We start from the raw sequence: 20,710 nt of genomic DNA on the forward strand, positions 1-20,710 counted from the left end.
AATCATTCAAGCTGTTTTGTAGAACCAAAACTAATACGATACAATAGCATAAGAATGAATAAGATGAAAGTAGAGAATGTTCTGTATTTATTGTTCCAAATAGTGGTAATTGGTTGTGGGATCGGTGCATCAAGTGCGCCAATAATATTATATTCAAGGGAAGAAACAATTCTTCCATAAGGATCAATAACAGCTGATATTCCATTATTTGCTGCTCTAATAAGAGGTATTCCCAATTCAATGGCACGAAGTTGCGCTTGTTGAAAATGTTGATATGGGCCAGGCGTTTTACCAAACCATGCATCATTTGTTATATTAATAATTGCTTGAGGGGGGGAACCTTTAAAAGCCGTTATATTAGGAAATATCGCTTCATAACAAATAAGTGGAAGGTAAGAAAAACCATTTGGCATCATAACGGTTCTTCGCACATTGGCAGCAGTATATCCATCAATGGTGTCAGCGAGAACATGCAATCCTACCTTTTTTAGTAAATTTTGATAGGGAAGATATTCACCAAAAGGGACGAGATGAAGTTTATCAGATATGTGAAGAATATCACCTTTGGCATCAATTACTGCAATTGTATTAAAATATTGTATTTGGGTATAAGGAGGGGAAGCATCACCGGTTCGGATGGCACCGATAATAGCCCATTGTTGGGGTTTTAGAAAAGAACCAATATGCTTTGTAAGAATAGAAGGCGTATTACTAAGAATATAAGGAAGAGAAGCTTCTGGCCATATGATAAAATCAGGCTCTGGATTTTGGCTAATAGCTGTTTTAATACTTAAGTTTAGATGAGCTGCAAATATATCGTTTCTTTTTGTATTGTTCATTTTGGTGGCTTGTTGGATAGAGGGTTGAACAATACGAACCCAATGGTTATTATTGCGGTACTCTGCTATATTCGGTGCTGTTTTCAAACGATAAAATCCAAATCCACTATGGGCTAATATAAGAAGAAAACAAAGTAAAAGCGCTGAAATTTTTTTTTCATTTGTTAATAAAACAGTTGGTAAACTATAGCATAAAATAGCAAGGATATTCATTCCATAGAGTCCTACAATCATATCTGATTGCATAAACATTGGGGTTGGCATAGCTGTATAACCGAGAGCATTCCATGGAAAACCCGTCAATAGGATAGCACGTAACCACTCTGCTAATCCGAGTGAGAAGGCTAATACAAAGAAGCGTGCTATGTTTTTTGTCCATAATAAGGAAACAATTATACCAGCAAAAAACCAATAAAAAGAAAGATAAACAGGAAGACAAAAAATAGAGAATGGTAATGCCCAAGCAAAAGAGATTGGATCTATTAATAATGCATTACTTAACCACCAAAGGCTACAAAAAAAATAACCAAAGCCAAAATTTCCAAAGGCTAGCGCATTTGTTAAAAGACGTTTTTTGTTGTTGTGGATAGTATTGATTTTATCGAGAAAAATAATGAAAATAGGAAATGTTAAAAAACAAATGGGCGTTAAATAAAAGGGGGGAAGTGCAAAAGACGTTAAAGCACCGCATAAAAAAACACATACTTGCTGTTTCCAACCAGTAATGGAAAGCAGGAGAAGGTTGAGATTCTTTAACAATAATTAGCTATCCTTATAAGATTGTTGTTCCTTAAGATTTTCATTTTCTGAGATACGAAAAATGCATAATCGTTTAATTCGACGTTTATCAGCTTCTAAAATACGGAAACGATAACCTGGTACAGTTTCAATAATTTCACCTTTTGAAGGGATGCGATCAAGAATGGAAAAGATTAAACCACCAATGGTATCCACTTCATCTCCGTATTCTCCCACGACAAAATCAGGACCAAGAGCTTTTTCCAAATCTTTTAATTCAGTCTTTGCATCAACCAACCATTTATTATCAGGTTGGCGTATGATAGCGTTATCAATATTATCATGTTCATCTTCAATATCTCCAACAACCAATTCGACAATATCTTCCATAGACACCAAACCATCTGTACCACCATATTCATCGATCACTAAAGCCATTTGTGTTCGTGTGGTTTGCATACGTGTTAATAATTTGCTTGCGAGCATAGAACGAGGTACAAAGAGAACTGTTCTAATAAGGTCTAGTTCACCGATAGGGTGTTGTAAATCTTTATGATTCAGTTGTAGAGAGTCATATTTTTGTTCATTTCGAGTAGAGCTGGTAATAAAAGAGGTTATATAATTGAGGATATCGTGGATGTGAATCATACCTCGTGGATCATCTAATGTTTCAGCGTATACAGGTATGCGTGAATGTCCAATTTTTGCAAAAAATTTAAGAGCTTCGCCGAGAGGAGTATTGATTTCCAATGCTTCTATTTCGGAACGCGGAATCATAATATTATCAACACGTGCTTCTCGTAGGCATAAAATATTATGAAGCATAGTGCGTTCTTCAGGAGAAAAAAGAGTCGTTTCCTTCTCGTTATCAGCAGCAAGTACATTAGTAAGACCATCACGTAGTGATGTATGGTTGCGTCTACGTAAAAATGAAAATAGAGAGCTTAGCAATGAATTTTTCTTTGTATAGCTTATTTTTTGTAGAGAATATTCTTCAGGATTAGAAGATATTTGAGTATTATTTTTTGTATTAATTTTATCCGCCATAGCTTTAAAAATTTTCTAAACTTTCTCAATTATAATAGCTGCGCCAATTATTTTAAATTTTATTATTTGTAAACCTAACCTTAAGTTTAACTTTTATCATTTTATAACAACTTAGTATAGGGATCTTTTATAGTTAGCTTTTGAAGTATTTCTTTTTCTAGTTTTTCCATTTGATTAGCTTCATCATTTGTTTCATGATCATAACCAAGAAGGTGGAGGATACCGTGAATGATTATATGCGTTAAGTGATCCTGAAATGATTTTTTTTCTTCTTCTGCTTCTCGCATAACAGTTTCTTGCGCAATAACGATATCACCAAGCATAAGCTTAGGATTTTGTCCAGCTTTAAGAGGAAAAGCAGGAAAGGATAAAACATTTGTGGGTTTATTGTGATTACGCCATCGTGCGTTAATTTGCGCCATATGCGTATCATCTGTAAAAAGCAGGCTGAGCTCACTCGTTATTTCATTTAATGATAAATGCTGCAATGTGGTAACTAGAGCTTTTTCAGTGATATTATAAAGCATTTTCTCATTATTCCATTTAGCACTTTCAATAGTTATATCAATAGAAATCATGAGAAATTGCACTCATTTTTTTTACGGAAAGCCTGTGAGTTGTATTGCTTTTTTTGTTCAATAGAATCACGATCATAAGCTTGAATGATGGTGGAAACAAGAGGGTGCCGTACAACATCTTTTTCATTAAAATGGATAATTTTAATATTTTCTATATCTGAAAGGATGCGAATTGCTTCCACTAAACCTGATTTTTGTCCTGCAGGCAAGTCAATTTGGCTTAAATCACCCGTTATAATCATCCGTGATCCTTCTCCAAGGCGTGTAAGGAACATTTTCATCTGCATAGGTGTAGTATTTTGTGCTTCATCGAGGATTATTGCTGAATGAGCAAGTGTTCGACCACGCATGAACGCTAGAGGAGCGATTTCTACAACTCCAGAGGCTAAAATGCGTTCTACTTTTTCAGCAGTTATCATATCATACAGAGCATCGTAAAGGGGACGTAAATAGGGATCAACTTTTTCTTTAAGATTACCGGGAAGGAAGCCAAGATGTTCTCCAGCCTCAATGGCTGGACGTGAGAGAATAATTCGTTCAATGATACCATATTTAAGAAGCATGACAGCATGAGCAACGGCAAGATATGTTTTTCCAGTGCCTGCTGGACCTATTCCAAAAATAAGTTCAGCATGTTCCATGGCACGCATATAAACGTCTTGTGTTAAAGTACGAGCATAAATTGTTTTTTTATGGGTATTAAGTTGTGCTAGTGTATGTTGTGCAGAAGGTTGAGTTATTTGAAGTTTTTCTTGTTGTTCATCGGACAAATTTGCCATAGCGATTGCACTTTCCATATCTGATAGAGTAAGCTCTGGATGTGTTTTTGCTTTTTGATAAAGCTGATCTAATACATAGTGTGCTTGTTGTACGGCAATAGCTGCTCCATAAATTAAAATTTTGTTACCGTGTGGACGGATATCAAGCTTGAGTTTTTTTTCAAGATAAGCAAGATTTTCATCAAATTTACCAAAAACTATTTTTGCAGTATTGTTGTTTTCAAATGTTAAAACAACATGGTTAGTATTGACTGTATTAGCTTTTTTAAAGATATTTGTATTTTGAGAGGGAATACCTTTTATCTTTGGACTTTGCTTCGATTTTTTGGTTGATGCTTTCAACCCTTACTCCTTATCTGTTTATATCATAGCTTTAATATAAGCACTTATCTTTAAAAGTGAAATAGCTTTTTAAGATTATATTTTTAAATAGAACTATGAAATTTCTTTAATATTAACATATGTCGGTTTTTTCACCGATGAAACTATTAGAGCTTGCATTTGTAATACGAATTTTCATAATAGTTCCAATGGAGGCTTGTGTATTTACGACAACAGGTAAAAGCCAAGGGGAGCGTCCTATCATTTGCCCAGAGTGACGACCAATTTTTTCAATAAGAACATCGGTTGTTTGACCAATTTTAGAGTGTAAGAATGTATGCTGTTGGTCGAGAAGAATGGCTTGTAAATGCTGGAGGCGAGCATTTTTGACCGTTTCATCAACGTGATTTTTCATTGTTGCACCGACTGTACCAGGTCGAGGTGAATATTTAAAAGAATAAGCCGAACTATAGCCTACTTGTTGAATAAGCTTGATAGTTTCTTCAAAATCTTCGTCAGTTTCACCCGGGAATCCTACAATGAAGTCGCCTGAAAAAGCAATATCAGGCCTTGCAGCACGGATCTTATCGATGAGATTAAGATAATGAATACTTTTATGTTGTCTATTCATCGCTTTCAGGATACGATCTGAACCTGATTGAACAGGAAGATGCAGATAAGGCATAAGTATATCAAGATCTCGATGTGCAGCAATAAGACTGTCATCCATATCGCGTGGATGACTTGTTGTATAACGTAATCGTTTTAAACCATCAATTTTAGCTAGGTGATGGAGAAGATCTCCAAGGCGCCAAGTTTTTCCATCGATACTCTGTCCATGCCATGCGTTTACATTTTGCCCAAGAAGTGTAATTTCTTTTACACCTGCTTCAACAAGTTGGTACGCTTCAGCTGTGATTTGCTTAACGGATCGGGATATTTCTGCTCCCCGTGTATAGGGAACAACGCAAAAGGTACAAAATTTATCGCAACCTTCTTGCACTGTTAAAAATGCACTAATGCCTCTTTGTCGAACAGCTTGTTTGTTATGAGGTGGTAAATGAGAAAATTTATCTTCAACGGCATAATCTGTTTCAATAACTTTTTTTCCTTGTTTGACTTGTTTTAATAGTTCCGGTAACCGATGATACATTTGTGGTCCAATGATAAAATCTACGGTTGGTGCACGTCGCAAGATTTCATTGCCTTCGGCTTGCGCAACACAACCTGTAACACCGATCATCAAAGGTTTATCATGTGTACGTCCTTGACGTATTATTTGTAAGCGACCAAGATCAGAGTAAAGTTTTTCTGCTGCTTTTTCTCGAATATGGCAGGTATTAATCAGAATAAGGTCTGCATCATTTGGTGTTTGTGTGGCAATATAACCTTGAGCACTTAAACTATCATTCATTCGCTGGCTATCATAAACATTCATTTGGCATCCATAAGTTTTAATAAAAACTTTTTTGGGGCCACTGGGAAGTATATTTTTAGAATTTGTACGATGATCCATATTGCGTTTCTAAACGTTTTTTTTTTTAATCTCAATCTATTTGCTTGAAAGTTTTTTGCATGATGATTGCATCTATGAGTCCATTGTGTGATTGATAGTAGGCTGGGCGTTTAGCAATCTTTTGAAATTTAAATCGTTTATAAAGGGCTAAGGCAGGAAGATTGGTTTCTTCTACTTCTAGAAAAAGTTTCGTTGCACGTTTACGACGAAGATGGCGAAATATGTTATCAATAAGAAAATGACCAATTTTTTGTTGACGGTTATTAGAATCAACTGCAATCGTTATAATTTCTGCTTCACCAAGAATAAGACGGCAGAGACAAAATCCTAAAATTTGATGAGATTGTCCAATGAGATGGGCTTTATAGCCAAAGATAGAATGATCTTTTAAAAAAGTCTCAAATGTTTGTTGTGTCCACGCTATAGAAAAACAATTTTTATGAATTTGATGAAGAAAAATACTATCTTTAGAGCTTAATGGTGCGATTATAAAATTTTTTTTTGTTAACAAAGATTTAGCCATTATTGTTTTCGCGGTAAAGCAAAATCAGTTTGTTGTTTTGCATCAGCATCGCGTAAGTAGAGGGGATGCGGTGGTATTGGGGGCTGTTTATTTGCAGCTAGGTATGCATAAGTTAAAACGTCTGCAGCATCACATGGAATGGAATCCAGTATAATTTTTTTGCTCATTGTATTGTTTTTAATATAGAGAGTAATAATTTCAGCAGCTGGGCCAGTAAGCATAGTGTGTTCGGATAGATCTGCGATAATATTTTCAGGAGTTTTTAGGCTGGGCATGCTTAAAGCTATAAGATTTTTGTTGAAATTTTGATGATAGAACATTCCTCTACCGGCTTCAATAACAACAGTAATAATTGATGTGATATGTTTATTAGCTACTTGTGCAGCTAATGCTTCAAGTGAGCTGACTCCAATAGCTGGAATTTCTAATGCTAAGGCCAAAGCTTTTGCTGTAGCAATGCCTACACGTATACCTGTAAATGATCCCGGTCCAATATTGACGGCAATGCGATTAATCTGATCAAGCTTAATATTTGCTTGATGAGTTAGCTGTTCGATTTGACCAATGAGTTTCTCAGCATGACCTTTGCCAATACATTGACTGATGCGTGCGATAACAGATTTATGTTGAACAAGTGCGACAGCACAATAAGTTGAAGCAGTATCTATAGCAAGAATAAGCATAAATGCTTTTTAGCGGAATATAGTAATAAATAAAAGATAAGTTTTGATTTTTAAAAATTTTCTTTATCTCTAGTGAAATATTAAAAAATAATGAGATCAGTAGGATATATAATTGTTTTGAGCTGTATTTGAGCATAGCGTATCTTTTATCACAGAAAGACAATACATGTGAAATAGGTTCAATATTTTACGTTGTTCTGTAAGCTATATTTAAGAAAGTGAAGTATTCGATGTAAATTTTTTAAAATGTTATGTGATCAAAATTAAAAAATTTTATCATAAGAATACTGAAGACACTAAGGAAAAATATAGAGGTGATTGAAGCACATATCACGCGCCATCCTGCTTTTTTTAATGAACGAATATCAACACTTAATCCTAATCCTGCCATTGAAATAATAGTGAAAAGTTGAGTAATAAAGTTGATAGGAGTAAGAGCAGTTGTAGGAATAAGTTCTGCTGAGCGTATAAGCATCATGATAATAAAGCCAATGATAAACCATGGAATGAAATTATGTAAACGTAGATGATGTCCTGGCCGAGGGTAAATGATTGCTAGAGTAAAAATGATCGGACCTAACATTAAAACTCGCACTAATTTAACAAGAGTTGCTATTTGAACACTCACAAAAGATACAGATGTTGTTGCTGCTAAAACCTGTGGAACAGCATAAACGGTCATACCTGCTAATATACCATATTGATTAAATGATAAATTAAAGAGAGGTTGTAAAGAAGGCAGAATGAAAATAATAATAGCTCCTAGGAGAGCAGTAAATGCAATTGATGCAGCCACTTCTTCACTTTTTGCATTAATAACAGGCGCAGTGGCTACAATAGCTGAATTACCACAGATAGCATTACCACAAGCGACAAGCATGGCTAAATTTTTAGAAAGTCCATAAAATCGTCCAATAATAAAACTGATAAAAATAGTAAGAAATACAATAACTATAATACCAACAAGTAAAGTCCAACCGGCGGAAAGTACTGTGTGGACACTAACGCTTGCACCTAGAAGAACAATAGCGATTTCCAGAAGTATTTTTGCGCAAAAACTTATACCTTTATCAAAATATTCTGGAAGAGAAGAACAACTACGGACAATAGAGCCTAATAAAATCGCTAAAACAAGAGTTTCAATCCATGCTTCTGCAAGGAGTTTCTTTTCTATAATTTCTAAACTATAAGCGGATGCCGATATAAGCGCACAGATTAAAATTCCTGGTCCTAAATTGACTATAAAAGATAAATTTTTGGCATTTTAGAAGTTCCCCTGCCGCGCATTATACAAAATATTGGCCTTTAAGATCCTTCTATCATAAAATTTAGGGATTATCAAAAAACGACCGAGAAATAATTTCAAAAATTAGTTCTTGCTTGTAAAGCAGCAGCTAACGTTCCATCATCGAGATAATCTAGCTCACCACCTACTGGTATTCCATGGGCAAGGCGGGTGATTTTAATGGAAAACTGGGAAAGTTGATCGGTAATATAGTGAGCTGTTGTTTGTCCTTCAACTGTAGCATTAACGGCTAAGATGATCTCTGTAATTGAATTATTAGTAACGCGGTTGATTAAAGAGGCGATGTTTAGTTCATCAGGTCCTATGCCATCTAAAGGAGACAGTCGTCCACCTAAGACATGATAACGTGCTGATAAAAATTTTGCACGTTCAAGAGCCCAGAGATCAGAAATATCTTCAACAACAATGATTATTGATTCATCACGGTGAGGATCTATACAAATTGAACAGGGATTTGTTGTGTCTACATTACCACAAACAGAACAAATTTGAACTTTATTTGCAGTTTCTTGTATTGCAGATCCTAGAGGTTCTAACAGAGTTTCTTTTTTCTTGATGAGATAGAGAGCGGCACGACGTGCTGAACGTGGTCCGAGACCTGGTATCCGTGCTAAAAGCTGAATAAGGTGTTCAATTTCGGGGCCTGCAATATGTTTAGACATACTATTATACCAAGAGATTAAAATATAATTTGTTTATCAAAACGGAAATTGAAAACCCAGTGGGATTGGCATTCCTGCAGTCACGCTTTTAGTTTTTTCTTCAATAATTACATCAATTTTACTTTTAGCGTCAGTATAGGCAGCTATCATAAGATCTTCAAGAATTTCTACGTCTTTAGGATTCATCAATGAAGTATCAATGTTTATGGCTGATATAGTATTTTGACCATTAAGAGTGATTTTGACAAGACCTCCACCTGCTATACCAGTTGCTTGCAGATTGGCCAATTCACTTTGCATTTGCTGCATTTTTGTTTGCATTTCTTTGGCTTTTTTCATTATATTCATCATATCACGCATAGGGATGAGTTTCCTTATTCATCATTTGTATTGTTATCAGTGTCAAAGATATTAGGGATTAAATCAAGATCATTTTCTTTTTTATTGAAGCGAATATCAATGATTTTTGCTCCTGGGAAAGTATTGAGGATTTTTGCAATATCAGGGTCCGTTTGTGCATCGGCAAAAAGAGATTTTTGTATAGCAACACTTTCTTCTTGTAGAGTTGGTTTTCCTCCTTCATTGACAAGAGTTATAGTCCAGTGTTTTCCAGTCCATTGGTACAGCATTTTTTTTATATCACGTTCAAGGGAGCGTGGGGCTTCTTCAGCGAGTCTTAATGTTATGTGCTGCGGTTCAAAAGAAACAGGATGAACGAATTCTTTGATCAATAATTTGAAATGTATTTCATTATGCTGGTCAGCTAGATCAACAATATCTTGCAAAGAATCTATGATGATTTTTTCTTTTGTAGCTTTTGTGTCTAATTGGGGGTCAATTTGAGATGAATTGATTATATTTTTATTAAGTTGATTCGTTTGAACATTTTCACGAGTTTCAATCTTATTACAAAAATCGATCTTTTCAGAAGTTTTAATCTTTATATATTCGGGAGAGCAACTAGATTGGTTTTGCAGTGTATCTGAAATTGGAGAGGAAGTGTAACTATGTGCAACTTCTGTTTTTATAAGATTGCTTTCATTTATTGTTTCTTGAGAAGAATGATTTTCAACAATTATAGGTGTTTTTTTTTCCTGTGTGAGTTTTGTTAAAGCTTCGTCAAGAGTTGGTAAATCAGCAATGTGGGCAAGACGAATCAATAACATTTCGGCAGCTTGAATAGGATGGGGAGCTTGATTGACTTCCTGTAGGCCTTTGAGAAGCATTTGCCAACTGCGTGAAAGAACACGAATAGAAAGTTTTTGTGAAAAATTTAAGCTTCTTGAGCGTTCCTCTTCTGTAAGTGATAAATTCTCTATTATTTCTGGTGTCAAACGTAATCGTGTAATTAGATGATTAAAATCAGCTAGTTCTGTTAGTATAACAAAAGGATCTGCACCTCTATTGTACTGATTGCGTAATTCGTGCAATGCATTAACAATATTTCCTTTCATAAGGGATTCAAAGAGATCAATAATGCGAGATTGATCCGTTAATCCTAACATGAGGCTTACTGCAGTGGCATCAACTTTACCATTACCATAAGCAATTGCTTGATCAAAAATAGATAACGCATCACGGACAGATCCTTCTGCCGCACGGGCAATCATGAATAACGCTTGATCTTGCGCTTCAACTTTTTCCAGTTGAGCAACTTTGCGTAAATGAGTGACCAAAACAGTTGTTTCAATACGCTGCAGATTAAAACGCTGACAGCGTGAAAGAATTGTAATAGGAACTTTACGGATTTCTGTCGTTGCAAAAATAAATTTCACATGTGGAGGAGGTTCTTCAAGTGTTTTTAATAGACCATTAAATGCTTGTGTTGAGAGCATATGAACTTCGTCAATAATATATATTTTATAACGTGCAGAAACGGGGCGGTAACGGATTTGTTCAATAATTTCACGAATATCGTCAATACCAGTATGCGAAGCAGCATCCATTTCTATAACATCTATATGGCGACCTTCAATAATTTGTGCGCAATGCTCACCAAGTGTATCGAATAGGGTGGTTGGTTGATCAATATCTTTGGTTTTGTAGTTAAGAGCTCGAGCTAAAATACGTGCTGTTGTGGTTTTTCCTACTCCACGAATCCCCGTTAACATCCATGCTTGTGCAATACGTCCTGTTTTAAAGGCATTATTGAGAGTACACACTATTGCTTCTTGGCCAATTAGGTCAGAGAAGTTTTGAGGTCGATATTTGCGAGCAAGAACGCGATAGGCTATTGTTGCTGGCGTATTTTCTATTAATTGTTCCAATTTTGAAGCTCTTTTTGATAAAGACTCAATAATAAAAAGAGGTAGATTAACAGAAATCTCTTTAAATATTAAGAGAGTTTTTTAATGAGTTTATTTTAAGACTAAAATTTTTTGAATTTAAGAGAGCTCAAAATTTCTCTTCTTGTGAGACAGAAATGTTATCCTAAAAGGCTAAAAATTGTAGTTGAAAACTGTTCCAACTGTTATTAAGAGACCTAAAGTAAGTTTGTATCTCATACTAAAGACCTTATTCTCCTCCAAAATCAATGTAGAGGGCCATTATTTAAAAAGTAAGGAGGTTGGCACGATGACCCGTACAAAAACTCGTTAGGGCTGCTTCTTTCCAGACCTGACCCGGTTGGCGAGCAGTTCGTCCATCACCAACCTCCCTCTATCTAGATTATCGATTTAAAATAAAAAATCAAGCAAGAACCAAAAATATGATACAGATGATTAAAATTTGTATCTGAATTTGATGAATTTTCAGGAAGCGCTATAAAAGCGTACTCACATAGAAATAAATCTTTCTTAATTTTAAAATTTTAAGGTATACTTATCCTTATTTATACAATCCTGTATCACAGTTTGTTCCTACAATTTTTTTGTCAGTTATATTTTCAAAAGTATAAGGTCTTCCTATCCAAGGGAAACCTACGTCAAGGGATTCAACATTATTAATGATAAATACTTTTTTGTTTTTGTTATGAGTTACTTGACTTGGATTTTCAGAAATAATTTTCAGATCTTCTAAGCCACGAGGATCCGTATATGTTAAACGAAATGTGGCTGCAGGATTGAGGTTTTTGCAACCATATTCCACCCCGTGTCTAAATTCCTCGTTTTTTTGAATTACAACCTTTTCATGAGGTGCAAATGTCCATTCATGTTCGCTAAATCCAGCAAAAGCATCATTACAGATCAAAATACTTACAAAAGTTAGCCCTTGAGATAGAAGTTTTTTCATTTATATATTCCCCTTTTAAGTTATTTAGAATGATCACATCTGATTGATAATACAACATTGCTTAAGTTTAAGATATACCAAAAATAATATAGCAATTAATTCTATATTTTTTTGAAAAAAGGATTGTGTTGATTATTGCAGTTAGTTTTACACTAGAATTTTACGGACTCTTTCAAGATCATTTTGTGTGTCAACACTTAAAAAAGTTGTATCGATTATCTCCACATCAATACGCATATTATTTTCTAATGCGCGTAATTGTTCAAGATTTTCACGTTGTTCAAGTGTGGAGGGTTTCAGTGTGACAAATTGTTCAAGAGCTTCACGTCGGTAAGCATATAATCCAATATGATGGTAAAAAGGTCCATCTCCATAAGGTGCTGTTGCACGAGTGAAATAAAGAGCACGAAGGCGATTGTGAGCAATTGGTGTGCCAATAATTTTCACAACATTTGGGTTGATTTTTTCATTCTCTTCAATCAGTTTCGTTCCCAATGTTGCAATATCAGTTAAATTATTTTCTAGAGGTCGTAAGGTACTTAAGATGGCATTAGGCGTGATTGTTGGCAAATCACCTTGTACATTCAAAATGGCATTATAGCGTCGTTCAGGATCAATTTTGGTTAAGGCTTCATAAATGCGATCAGATCCTGATTGATGGTGGGTACAGGTTATGATACATTCATGGCCATAAGCTGTAACGGTTTGAGCGATTTTGTCGTGATCTGTTGCAATGATAATACGCGTTAGCCCAGTTTTTTTTGCCTGTTCAGCAACATGAACGATCATAGGTTTTCCAGAAATTTCAGCGAGAGCTTTACCCGGTAAACGTGTTGATTCCATGCGAGCAGGAATAAGAATGAGTGGTTCAAGAGTCATTATAGAGTTCCAAATATTATAAATTTGATGCTTTTATAATATTGTACATGATAAGGGAAAAGCTTAAACTAAAAATAATAATAATAGAAAGATGATTTTAAAATTCTTATGAAACGATTGACCTTCATTTATTTAATGTGCGCGTGTTTATTTTTGTTGATTATTTTAGTGGGTATTTTCACGATCAGCGATATGATTTCTAATGATTCAGTGCAACATTCTTCTAAAATTACTGATAATGATAAGCTTAAAGAAACACAAAATATATCTGACAAATCTTTATTGTTGAGTGATCTTCTTAAACAAGGTGATCTTGAGAATGGACGGAAGATTTTTCGTCAGTGTGCGATCTGCCATGCTTCTAAACCTGGTGGATCTAATCGTGTTGGTCCATCACTTTGGGAGATCGTGGACCGTCCTTTTGCAAATATAAAAAATTTTTCTTATTCAAAAGTGTTACGTGCGAATTCTGATAAAAAATGGGATTTTTTTACTTTAGATCGTTATATTCAATCACCACGTCAAGCATTTCCAGGAACAATTATGTCTTTTCGTGGGATTAAAAATGATCAAGATCGTGCTGATCTTTTGCTTTATTTGCGTAGTTTATCTGATTATTCTGTTCCTCTACCAGAGGATGATGAATAAGATTAGTTAATGTTTTAAAAAACATAGGCCTAGATTTTATTTATAATTTTGTTGTTTTGAATTTGTCAAAAATCATTATTGATGCGTCATTAAAATAATATGATACGTTGTTATTGAAAAGGAAATACAAATAAATGGCAGCTTATATTATACGACGTTTTTTTTTGATTATACCAACACTTATTGGTATTTTAACAGTAACATTTATCATCGTTCAATTTACTCCAGGTGGGCCTATTGAAAATATCATTGCTCAATTACAAGGAATAGGGGGAGATGGTACAGGGCGTATAGCAGGTGGTGGAGATTTTAATTTATCTTCTGATGTTATTGCTAATGGTGCTCATGTTGGGTCATTATCGTCCGGATCTTCTCAATATCGCGGTGCACAAGGATTGGATCCAGAGTTTATCACAAAACTTGAAAAACAATTTGGTTTTGATAAGCCTCCTTTGGAACGTTATTTAACAATGCTTAGTCGCTATGTGCGTTTTGATTTTGGGGAGTCTTATATACAGGGGCGTTCAGTTATTGACCTTATTAAAGATGCATTACCTGTATCTCTTTCTCTTGGTTTTTGGCATTTATTAATTTCTTATGCTATTTCTATACCATTGGGAATTCGTAAAGCGCTCAGAGAAGGGTCTGCTTTTGATGCGTGGACAAGTACTGTTATTGTTATTGGCTATGCGATTCCAAGTTTTCTTTTTGGTATTTTTTTAATGGTTTTTTTTGCTGGGGGTCCTTTTTCGATTGGTTTCCATTGGGTCATTTAACTTCTGATAATTTTGAGACATTATCTTTTGGAGAAAAGATTTTGGATTATTTATATCATTTAGTTTTACCATTGACAGCGATGGTTATTTCTTCTTTTGCGACAACGACATTATTGACAAAAAATTGTTTTTTGGAAGAAATTCGCCAGCAATATGTTATTACCGCTCGTGCTAAGGGTTTAAGTGAGCATTCAGTTCTTTATGTCCATGTATTTCGCAATGCGATTTTGGTTATCATAGCTTGTTTTCCTGCGACTTTTATGGGATCATTTTTTAGTGGATCTTTATTAATTGAAATGCTCTATTCATTAAATGGTATAGGCCTTTTAAGTTATACGTCTATTGTTAGCCGTGATTATTCTGTTGTATTTGCTTCTCTTTATATTTTTTCGTTAATTGGTCTTATTATAAGCCTCATTTCTGATGTTGTTTATATGATGGTTGATCCACGTATTGACTTTGATAAAAAGGACTTGTGATGGAAAAGGAAAGAGACAATAGATTGTATGATGATAAATTGAAACGATGGACTTTTCTTTCTCCATTAAATGCTCGTCGTTGGCACAATTTCAAGCAGAATCGTCGCGGGTGGTGGTCGTTATGGCTCTTTTTATTTTTATGTGTTTGTTCTTTTTCAGCAGAATTTATTGCTAATGATCGTCCGATTATTGCTTCTTATAAAGGAGAGCTTCTTTTTCCTATTTTTTTTGATTATCCTGATGAAAAATTTGGTGGAAATTTGGCTAAAACTGATTTTCGTGATCCTTTTATTCAAAATGAAATAGCCCAACATGGTTGGGCATTGTGGCCAATGGTTCGTTATTCCTATAATACGGTGGTAGGGAATAAAACTGTAGCATTAGCGCCTCCTTTTTGGCTTCAAAGCAAAGAGGAGCGTTGTATTCATTATGCACAGGGAAGTGTTGATCCAGAGTGTACTATTCATCAATGGAATTGGCTTGGAACTGATGATTTAACGCGTGATATTTTTGCGCGAGTTTTATATGGTTTTCGTGTATCGATAATTTTTAGTATTCTTTTAACAGCTATTTCTGCAATTATTGGTATTACAGCTGGTGCAATTCAAGGGTATTTTGGTGGTTGGATTGATTTAATTTGTCAACGCTTGATTGAAATATGGTCTTCTGTACCATCACTTTATTTAGTGATTATTATGGCTGCAGTTTTAGCGCAGGGCTTTTGGATGCTATTGGGTGTTATGCTGCTTTTTCAATGGGTCGTATTAGTTGGTGTGGTACGGGCAGAATTTTTACGAGCACGAAATTTTACCTATATTAATGCTGCACGCGCGTTAGGCGTTCCTAATAGGATTATTATGATACGTCATTTGTTGCCTAATGCTATGATTGCTACTTTAACTTATTTGCCGTTTTTATTGACATCAGGGATTTCATTGTTAACATCGCTTGATTATTTAGGTTTTGGCCTTCCCCCTGGTTATGCTTCTTTAGGAGAGGTAATGCGGCAGGCTACCTCTAATTTAAATGCTCCTTGGATTGGTATCACAGGTTTTTTTGTTATTGCTGTGACATTGTCTTTGCTGGCATTTATTGGTGAAGCAGCTCGAGATGCTTTTGATCCACGAAAGATACAATAATGACAGAATTGCTTTCAGTCCGTGACCTTTCGGTTGCATTTTGTCAGACAGAGACAAAAAAATATATTCTTAAACAAATTTCTTTCGATGTTCGGGAAGGGGAAACAGTAGCGTTTGTTGGGGAATCAGGTTCAGGAAAGTCAATAACAGCACTCTCTATTTTACAATTATTATCTTTTTTGAAAAGGCTTGATCAATCGGGTGAAATTCTCTTTAATAATAAAGATTTAATGAAGCTGAAAGAAGAAGATTTGCGTAAAATTCGTGGCAAAGATATTGCTATGATTTTTCAAGAGCCGATGATTTCTCTTAATCCTTTACATACCGTAGAGCGTCAAATAGGTGAAGTTCTTAGAATGCATGCAGTGATTTCTGATCAAGTATTGCGCATGCACATTATTGATTTACTGAAACAAGTAGGTATTAGTGAACCACAAAAACGTTTGGATTCATTCCCTCATCAATTATCAGGGGGTCAACGACAACGTGTGATGATTGCAATGGCACTTGCGAATAATCCAAAATTATTGATTGCTGATGAGCCAACAACTGCATTGGATGTAACTGTTCAAGCACAAATTCTTGAATTATTAATACAGCTTAAAAAGCATCGCAAAATGTCAATGCTTTTTATTACGCATAATTTGTCTATTGTGCGCCGTATTGCAGATCGTGTCTACGTTATGAAGGAAGGAAAAATTGTTGAAAATGGTTCAACAAATGAAATTTTTAAAAATCCTCAACATCCTTATACCAAGCAATTATTAGCAGCGGAGCCTAAAAATCATCCTCTTCAAGCTGATAATAACGCACCTATTTTGATACAAGCTCAGAAAGTACAAGTTTGGTTTCCAATTAAAAAAGGATTGTTTCGACGGACCGTTGATTATGTAAAAGCTGTTCAGGATATCGATGTTATAATTCGTTCTGGGAAAACGCTTGGTGTTGTAGGAGAGTCGGGATCAGGAAAAACAACATTAGGACTTGCGTTGACACGAATGCTTTCTTCTAAAGGTCAAATCATTTTTGATGGTGTAGATATAAGCAATTTTAATTTTAAACAGATGCGTTCTTTGCGTCGTCATATTCAGATTGTTTTTCAAGATCCTTTTAGTTCACTTTCTCCACGGATGTCTGTCAGTGAAATTATTGCTGAGGGATTATCAATTCATGAACCTAAGCTTTCTTATTCTGATCGTAATGATCGCGTGATTGAAGCTTTGTGTGAAGTTGATCTCGATCCTAAGACCCGTTTTCGTTATCCTCATGAGTTTTCTGGTGGACAGAGACAGCGGATTGCCCTTGCGCGTGCAATTATTCTTAAACCACGCCTTATTATGCTTGATGAACCAACATCCTCTCTTGATATGAGTGCGCAGGCACAAATTGTTGATCTTTTACGTTATTTGCAACAAAAATATCATTTAGGTTATTTATTTATTAGTCATGACTTGAAAGTTGTTAAAGCGCTCGCCCATGAAGTGATTGTTATGCGTCATGGCAAAATAGTTGAATATAGTTCTGCTGATCGTATTTTTTCTTGTCCAAAAAATCCTTATACGCAAACTTTGATGTCTGCTGCATTTGCGTTAGAAGCTGATCGTTTATAGGAAATTATATCAAATTGTGCTGATAATCCGTTATAAAGAAGAAGTTTTCCTACTAAAGGTTTACCGATATTTGTGATCAATTTAATTGCTTCCATTGCTTGTAATGTACCGATAACTCCAGGCAAGGCACCGATGATTCCAGTTTCGGCACATGTCGGTGTCGTATCTGGAGCTGGTGGATTAGGAAATAAATCCCGATAGTGTGGATTATTGTCTTTATAAGGCATAAGTACTGTTAGTGAACCTTTGAATCGGTGTATAGCTCCGCTTATTAAAGGCTTAGAACATTGGGCAGCATGATCTGCAAGGAGATAGCGCGTGGAAAAATTATCGCTACCATCAATAATGATGTGATAGGCGTTAAGCAGTTGATCCACATTATTTTCATTCAGTCGAAAGTTGTATTTTTTAACTTTAACATGAGGGTTTATTGCTTTTATTGTTGTTTCTGCACTGATGGTTTTGTATTGGTTAATTGTGTTTGTGCTGTGAATAACTTGACGTTGTAAATTGGATAATGAAACAATGTCATCATCAACAATTCCAATAGTTCCAACCCCTGCTGCAGCAAGATAGAGTAAGACAGGAGCTCCAAGACCACCTACACCAATGACAAGAACACGTGCAGTTTTAAGTCTTTGTTGTCCTATTCCACCAATTTCAGGGAGGATGATATGGCGTGCGTAGCGTTCGATTTCTTCTTTACTTAATTTTTTATCACTTTCTTTTATCATAGGCTCTCTCTTGTCATAGTTTCCTTTACTGTTTAATAAATTTATGTTTGCTTGACCAGTTGGCAGTCAGCGGTAGGAGGTTTTATTAATGAAAATTGCTATTCAGATGGATCATATTGCGACGATTGAGATCCAAGGAGATACTACGTTTGCACTTGCTTTGGCAGCTCAAGAACGTGGACATTCTCTTTTCCATTATACACCGGATTCCTTATTTATACGTGATGGGTGTGTGATTGCTCGGTTAGAGCCACTAACTGTACGTGATGAAGAAGGATCTCATTACCAATTAGGTGAGTCTGTACGTACGGAATTAATGGATATGGATGTGGTTTTGTTACGACAAGATCCACCTTTTGATATGCATTATATCACTACCACTCATTTTTTAGAACGTATTCATCCTAAAACATTAGTTGTGAACGATCCAATGTGGGTGCGTAATAGTCCGGAAAAGATTTTTGTGACTGAATTCTTTGATTTAATGCCCGAGACAATCATTACAAAGGATATTGAAGAAATAAAGGCATTTAGATCTAGATTTGGCGATATCATTCTTAAGCCACTTTATGGGAATGGAGGGCGGGTGTTTTTCATTTAAAACATGACGATCGCAATTTCGCATCACTGGTCGAAATGTTTGAAAAAAGTTATAAAGAGCCTTTTATTGTGCAGCGTTATTTAGAGGGCGTACGAAGGGGAGATAAACGAATTATTTTGCTTGATGGTGAGCCAGTTGGGGCAATTAATCGAATTCCTACAGCTACCGATGTTCGTTCTAATATTCATGTTGGAGGTCATGTAGAATATATTGGTTTGACAGAACGTGATTATGAAATTTGTGCACGTATTGGCCCATCTTTAAAAAAACGTGGTTTGCTTCTTGTAGGGATTGATGTGATTGGGGACTATATAACAGAAATCAATGTTACATCTCCTACAGGAGTTCGTGAAATTAAACGCTTTGGAGGCGCAGATATCGCTTCTCTTTTTTGGGATATTGTTGAACTTAAACGCTTAAATTAAAAATGACTATAACATAGTTTATCATATGACTGATATGAATTAATTTTGTATGCTACGGTAATGCAACGATAGATCTTGAATTAAATTTAAAGGAATTATAAATGAGGAAATTGTTATCAATTGGAATAGGATTTATTTCCTCTATTATATTATTGGTTGATATTAGTTATGCTCGCAATCGAGTTCATATTGTAGGTTCATCGACAGTTTTGCCTTATGGGAAAATTGTTGCTGAGGTCTTTGGAGAAATGTACTCTGATTTTAAAGTTCCTGTTATTGAATCGGGAGGTTCAGGAGCTGGTATTAAGGAATTCTGTCGTGGTATTGGGAAGAAAACAGTTGATATTGTTCATACTTCGCGAGCAATGAAATCAGATGAATTACGATCTTGTTTTGATGCTGGCGTAAAGGATATTGAAGAAATACGTATTGGGTATGATGGCATTGTTTTTGCGACAGATATCAATGGTCCTGATTGGAAATTGCAGCCAGTAGATTTGTATAGAGCATTAGCTGCGCAGGTTATTGTGGATGGAAAATTGCAACCAAATAAATTTATGAAATGGAGTGCAGTCAATAGTGATCTTCCTGATTGGACAATTACAGCTTATATTCCTGGTGAAAAGCATGGAACTCGTGAAGTTCTTGAAGAAAAAGTGCTTTCTATTGGCTGTAAAGCCAGTGGTGCAGTTGAGCAGATGAAGGCTTTGGGAATGAGTGATAAGGCTATTAATGCTACTTGTATTGCTGTCCGTAAAGATGGAAAAGTTATTGATATCGATGGTGATTATTCTGAGACATTTGCTCGTCTTACTTCTTCTAAAACAGGAATTGGGGTTTTTGGTTTGTTTTTTTATGAAAACAATGCAGATAAACTTAAGGTTGCATCTATTAATGGTATTTATCCAACTGTTGAAACAATTTCTGATGGTACATATTTGATTGCACGTCCGTTGTTTTTCTATGTTAAGAAATTGCATTTAAACATTGTACCAGGTATGCAAGAATATGTTGATTTCTTTCTTTCTGATCAAATGATTGGTTTACATAGTCCATTAACTGAATATGGTTTAGTTCCTCTTTCTGAAAGAGAAAGACAGCTGCAACGAGACGCTTTTTCTTCTGGTAAAGTCATGGTTTTGCAGTAATTTTTTATATTGATGATGTGGAATTATTTTATGTTTCTTTTTTACAGA

18 protein-coding genes, 1 other RNA gene and 2 pseudogenes are annotated in these 20,710 nt (G+C 35.3%); 6 read left to right on the forward strand and 15 right to left on the reverse strand.

Features of this window, described 5'->3' with window-relative positions; genetic code table 11:
* Nucleotides 1–2: 2 nt before the first annotated feature.
* The 14 genes from lnt to Bra60_RS00230 all read right to left on the reverse strand — a co-directional run bounded on the left by lnt (nucleotide 3) and on the right by Bra60_RS00230 (nucleotide 13,102).
* The gene (lnt, locus tag Bra60_RS00170) at nucleotides 3–1,598 is read right to left on the reverse strand and encodes an apolipoprotein N-acyltransferase (RefSeq protein WP_078697972.1); all 1,596 of its coding nucleotides are present in this window, start codon (nucleotides 1,596–1,598) and stop codon (nucleotides 3–5) included.
* A 3-nt stretch (nucleotides 1,599–1,601) separates the two neighbouring features.
* On the reverse strand, nucleotides 1,602–2,624 hold the full coding sequence (locus Bra60_RS00175; protein WP_078688239.1) for a hemolysin family protein: 1,023 nt from the start codon (nucleotides 2,622–2,624) through the stop codon (nucleotides 1,602–1,604).
* Nucleotides 2,625–2,725: 101 nt separating this feature from the next.
* Nucleotides 2,726–3,202, reverse strand: coding sequence for an rRNA maturation RNase YbeY (gene ybeY / locus Bra60_RS00180; RefSeq protein ID WP_035005607.1), 477 nt, complete (start codon nucleotides 3,200–3,202; stop codon nucleotides 2,726–2,728).
* A complete protein-coding gene (locus Bra60_RS00185; protein WP_078688240.1) occupies nucleotides 3,199–4,323 on the reverse strand; it encodes a PhoH family protein in 1,125 nt (374 codons plus the stop codon). Before Bra60_RS00185 ends, ybeY begins: the two co-directional genes overlap by 4 nt.
* A 112-nt stretch (nucleotides 4,324–4,435) precedes the next feature.
* Nucleotides 4,436–5,818 (reverse strand): tRNA (N6-isopentenyl adenosine(37)-C2)-methylthiotransferase MiaB, encoded by a 1,383-nt coding sequence (gene miaB / locus Bra60_RS00190; protein WP_078697973.1) that lies wholly within the window; start codon nucleotides 5,816–5,818, stop codon nucleotides 4,436–4,438.
* Nucleotides 5,819–5,849: 31 nt separating this feature from the next.
* The gene (rimI, locus tag Bra60_RS00195; protein ID WP_035005611.1) at nucleotides 5,850–6,341 is read right to left on the reverse strand and encodes a ribosomal protein S18-alanine N-acetyltransferase; all 492 of its coding nucleotides are present in this window, start codon (nucleotides 6,339–6,341) and stop codon (nucleotides 5,850–5,852) included.
* The gene (gene tsaB / locus Bra60_RS00200; RefSeq protein WP_078673514.1) at nucleotides 6,341–7,024 is read right to left on the reverse strand and encodes a tRNA (adenosine(37)-N6)-threonylcarbamoyltransferase complex dimerization subunit type 1 TsaB; all 684 of its coding nucleotides are present in this window, start codon (nucleotides 7,022–7,024) and stop codon (nucleotides 6,341–6,343) included. The genes rimI and tsaB overlap by 1 nt, the downstream gene beginning before the upstream one ends.
* Nucleotides 7,025–7,265: 241 nt before the next feature.
* Complete coding sequence (locus Bra60_RS00205; RefSeq protein WP_078688242.1) at nucleotides 7,266–8,267, reverse strand: YeiH family protein; 1,002 nt, start codon at nucleotides 8,265–8,267, stop codon at nucleotides 7,266–7,268.
* 119 nt (nucleotides 8,268–8,386) lie between these two features.
* Entirely contained in the window at nucleotides 8,387–8,992 is a 606-nt protein-coding gene (recR, locus tag Bra60_RS07190) for a recombination mediator RecR (RefSeq protein ID WP_194284815.1), read from the reverse strand.
* A 36-nt stretch (nucleotides 8,993–9,028) separates the two neighbouring features.
* Nucleotides 9,029–9,352, reverse strand: a complete 324-nt coding sequence (locus Bra60_RS07195; RefSeq protein WP_194285021.1) for a YbaB/EbfC family nucleoid-associated protein — start codon at nucleotides 9,350–9,352, stop codon at nucleotides 9,029–9,031.
* 14 nt (nucleotides 9,353–9,366) lie between these two features.
* Entirely contained in the window at nucleotides 9,367–11,247 is a 1,881-nt protein-coding gene (locus Bra60_RS00215) for a DNA polymerase III subunit gamma/tau (RefSeq protein ID WP_236823983.1), read from the reverse strand.
* 303 nt (nucleotides 11,248–11,550) lie between these two features.
* Nucleotides 11,551–11,648: signal recognition particle sRNA small type (gene ffs / locus Bra60_RS00220), an RNA gene on the reverse strand.
* 170 nt (nucleotides 11,649–11,818) lie between these two features.
* Nucleotides 11,819–12,223 carry a hypothetical protein gene (locus tag Bra60_RS00225; protein ID WP_078688244.1) on the reverse strand — a complete coding sequence of 135 codons (405 nt, stop codon included), beginning with the start codon at nucleotides 12,221–12,223 and terminating at the stop codon, nucleotides 11,819–11,821.
* 147 nt (nucleotides 12,224–12,370) lie between these two features.
* Nucleotides 12,371–13,102: a 3-deoxy-manno-octulosonate cytidylyltransferase gene (locus Bra60_RS00230; protein WP_035005622.1), complete on the reverse strand. Its 732-nt coding sequence runs from the start codon at nucleotides 13,100–13,102 to the stop codon at nucleotides 12,371–12,373.
* Nucleotides 13,103–13,210: 108 nt separating this feature from the next.
* Between Bra60_RS00230 and Bra60_RS00235 the strand changes: the two genes are divergently transcribed.
* The 4 genes and pseudogenes from Bra60_RS00235 (at nucleotide 13,211) to Bra60_RS00250 (ending at nucleotide 17,754) form a co-directional block, all read left to right on the forward strand.
* A complete protein-coding gene (locus Bra60_RS00235) occupies nucleotides 13,211–13,750 on the forward strand; it encodes a c-type cytochrome (RefSeq protein ID WP_078697975.1) in 540 nt (179 codons plus the stop codon).
* A gap of 134 nt (nucleotides 13,751–13,884) precedes the next feature.
* Nucleotides 13,885–15,005 (forward strand): annotated as a pseudogene (locus Bra60_RS00240) (microcin C ABC transporter permease YejB).
* Nucleotides 15,005–16,144, forward strand: a complete 1,140-nt coding sequence (locus tag Bra60_RS00245) for an ABC transporter permease (RefSeq protein WP_078697976.1) — start codon at nucleotides 15,005–15,007, stop codon at nucleotides 16,142–16,144. Before Bra60_RS00240 ends, Bra60_RS00245 begins: the two are co-directional and overlap by 1 nt.
* On the forward strand, nucleotides 16,144–17,754 hold the full coding sequence (locus Bra60_RS00250) for an ABC transporter ATP-binding protein (RefSeq protein WP_078688246.1): 1,611 nt from the start codon (nucleotides 16,144–16,146) through the stop codon (nucleotides 17,752–17,754). The genes Bra60_RS00245 and Bra60_RS00250 overlap by 1 nt, the downstream gene beginning before the upstream one ends.
* Here the strand turns inward: Bra60_RS00250 and Bra60_RS00255 are convergent.
* Entirely contained in the window at nucleotides 17,700–18,488 is a 789-nt protein-coding gene (locus Bra60_RS00255) for a molybdopterin-synthase adenylyltransferase MoeB (protein WP_078673519.1), read from the reverse strand. The two genes, Bra60_RS00250 and Bra60_RS00255, sit on opposite strands and share 55 nt — an antisense overlap.
* A gap of 88 nt (nucleotides 18,489–18,576) precedes the next feature.
* Between Bra60_RS00255 and gshB the strand changes: the two are divergent.
* Nucleotides 18,577–19,514, forward strand: a pseudogene (gene gshB, locus Bra60_RS00260) (glutathione synthase).
* A 101-nt stretch (nucleotides 19,515–19,615) separates the two neighbouring features.
* The gene (locus Bra60_RS00265; RefSeq protein WP_078688248.1) at nucleotides 19,616–20,662 is read left to right on the forward strand and encodes a PstS family phosphate ABC transporter substrate-binding protein; all 1,047 of its coding nucleotides are present in this window, start codon (nucleotides 19,616–19,618) and stop codon (nucleotides 20,660–20,662) included.
* The last annotated feature ends 48 nt before the right edge of the window (nucleotides 20,663–20,710 follow it).

The sequence above is a fragment of the Bartonella sp. Raccoon60 genome, assembly GCF_002022585.1.
Classification (GTDB): domain Bacteria; phylum Pseudomonadota; class Alphaproteobacteria; order Rhizobiales; family Rhizobiaceae; genus Bartonella; species Bartonella rochalimae.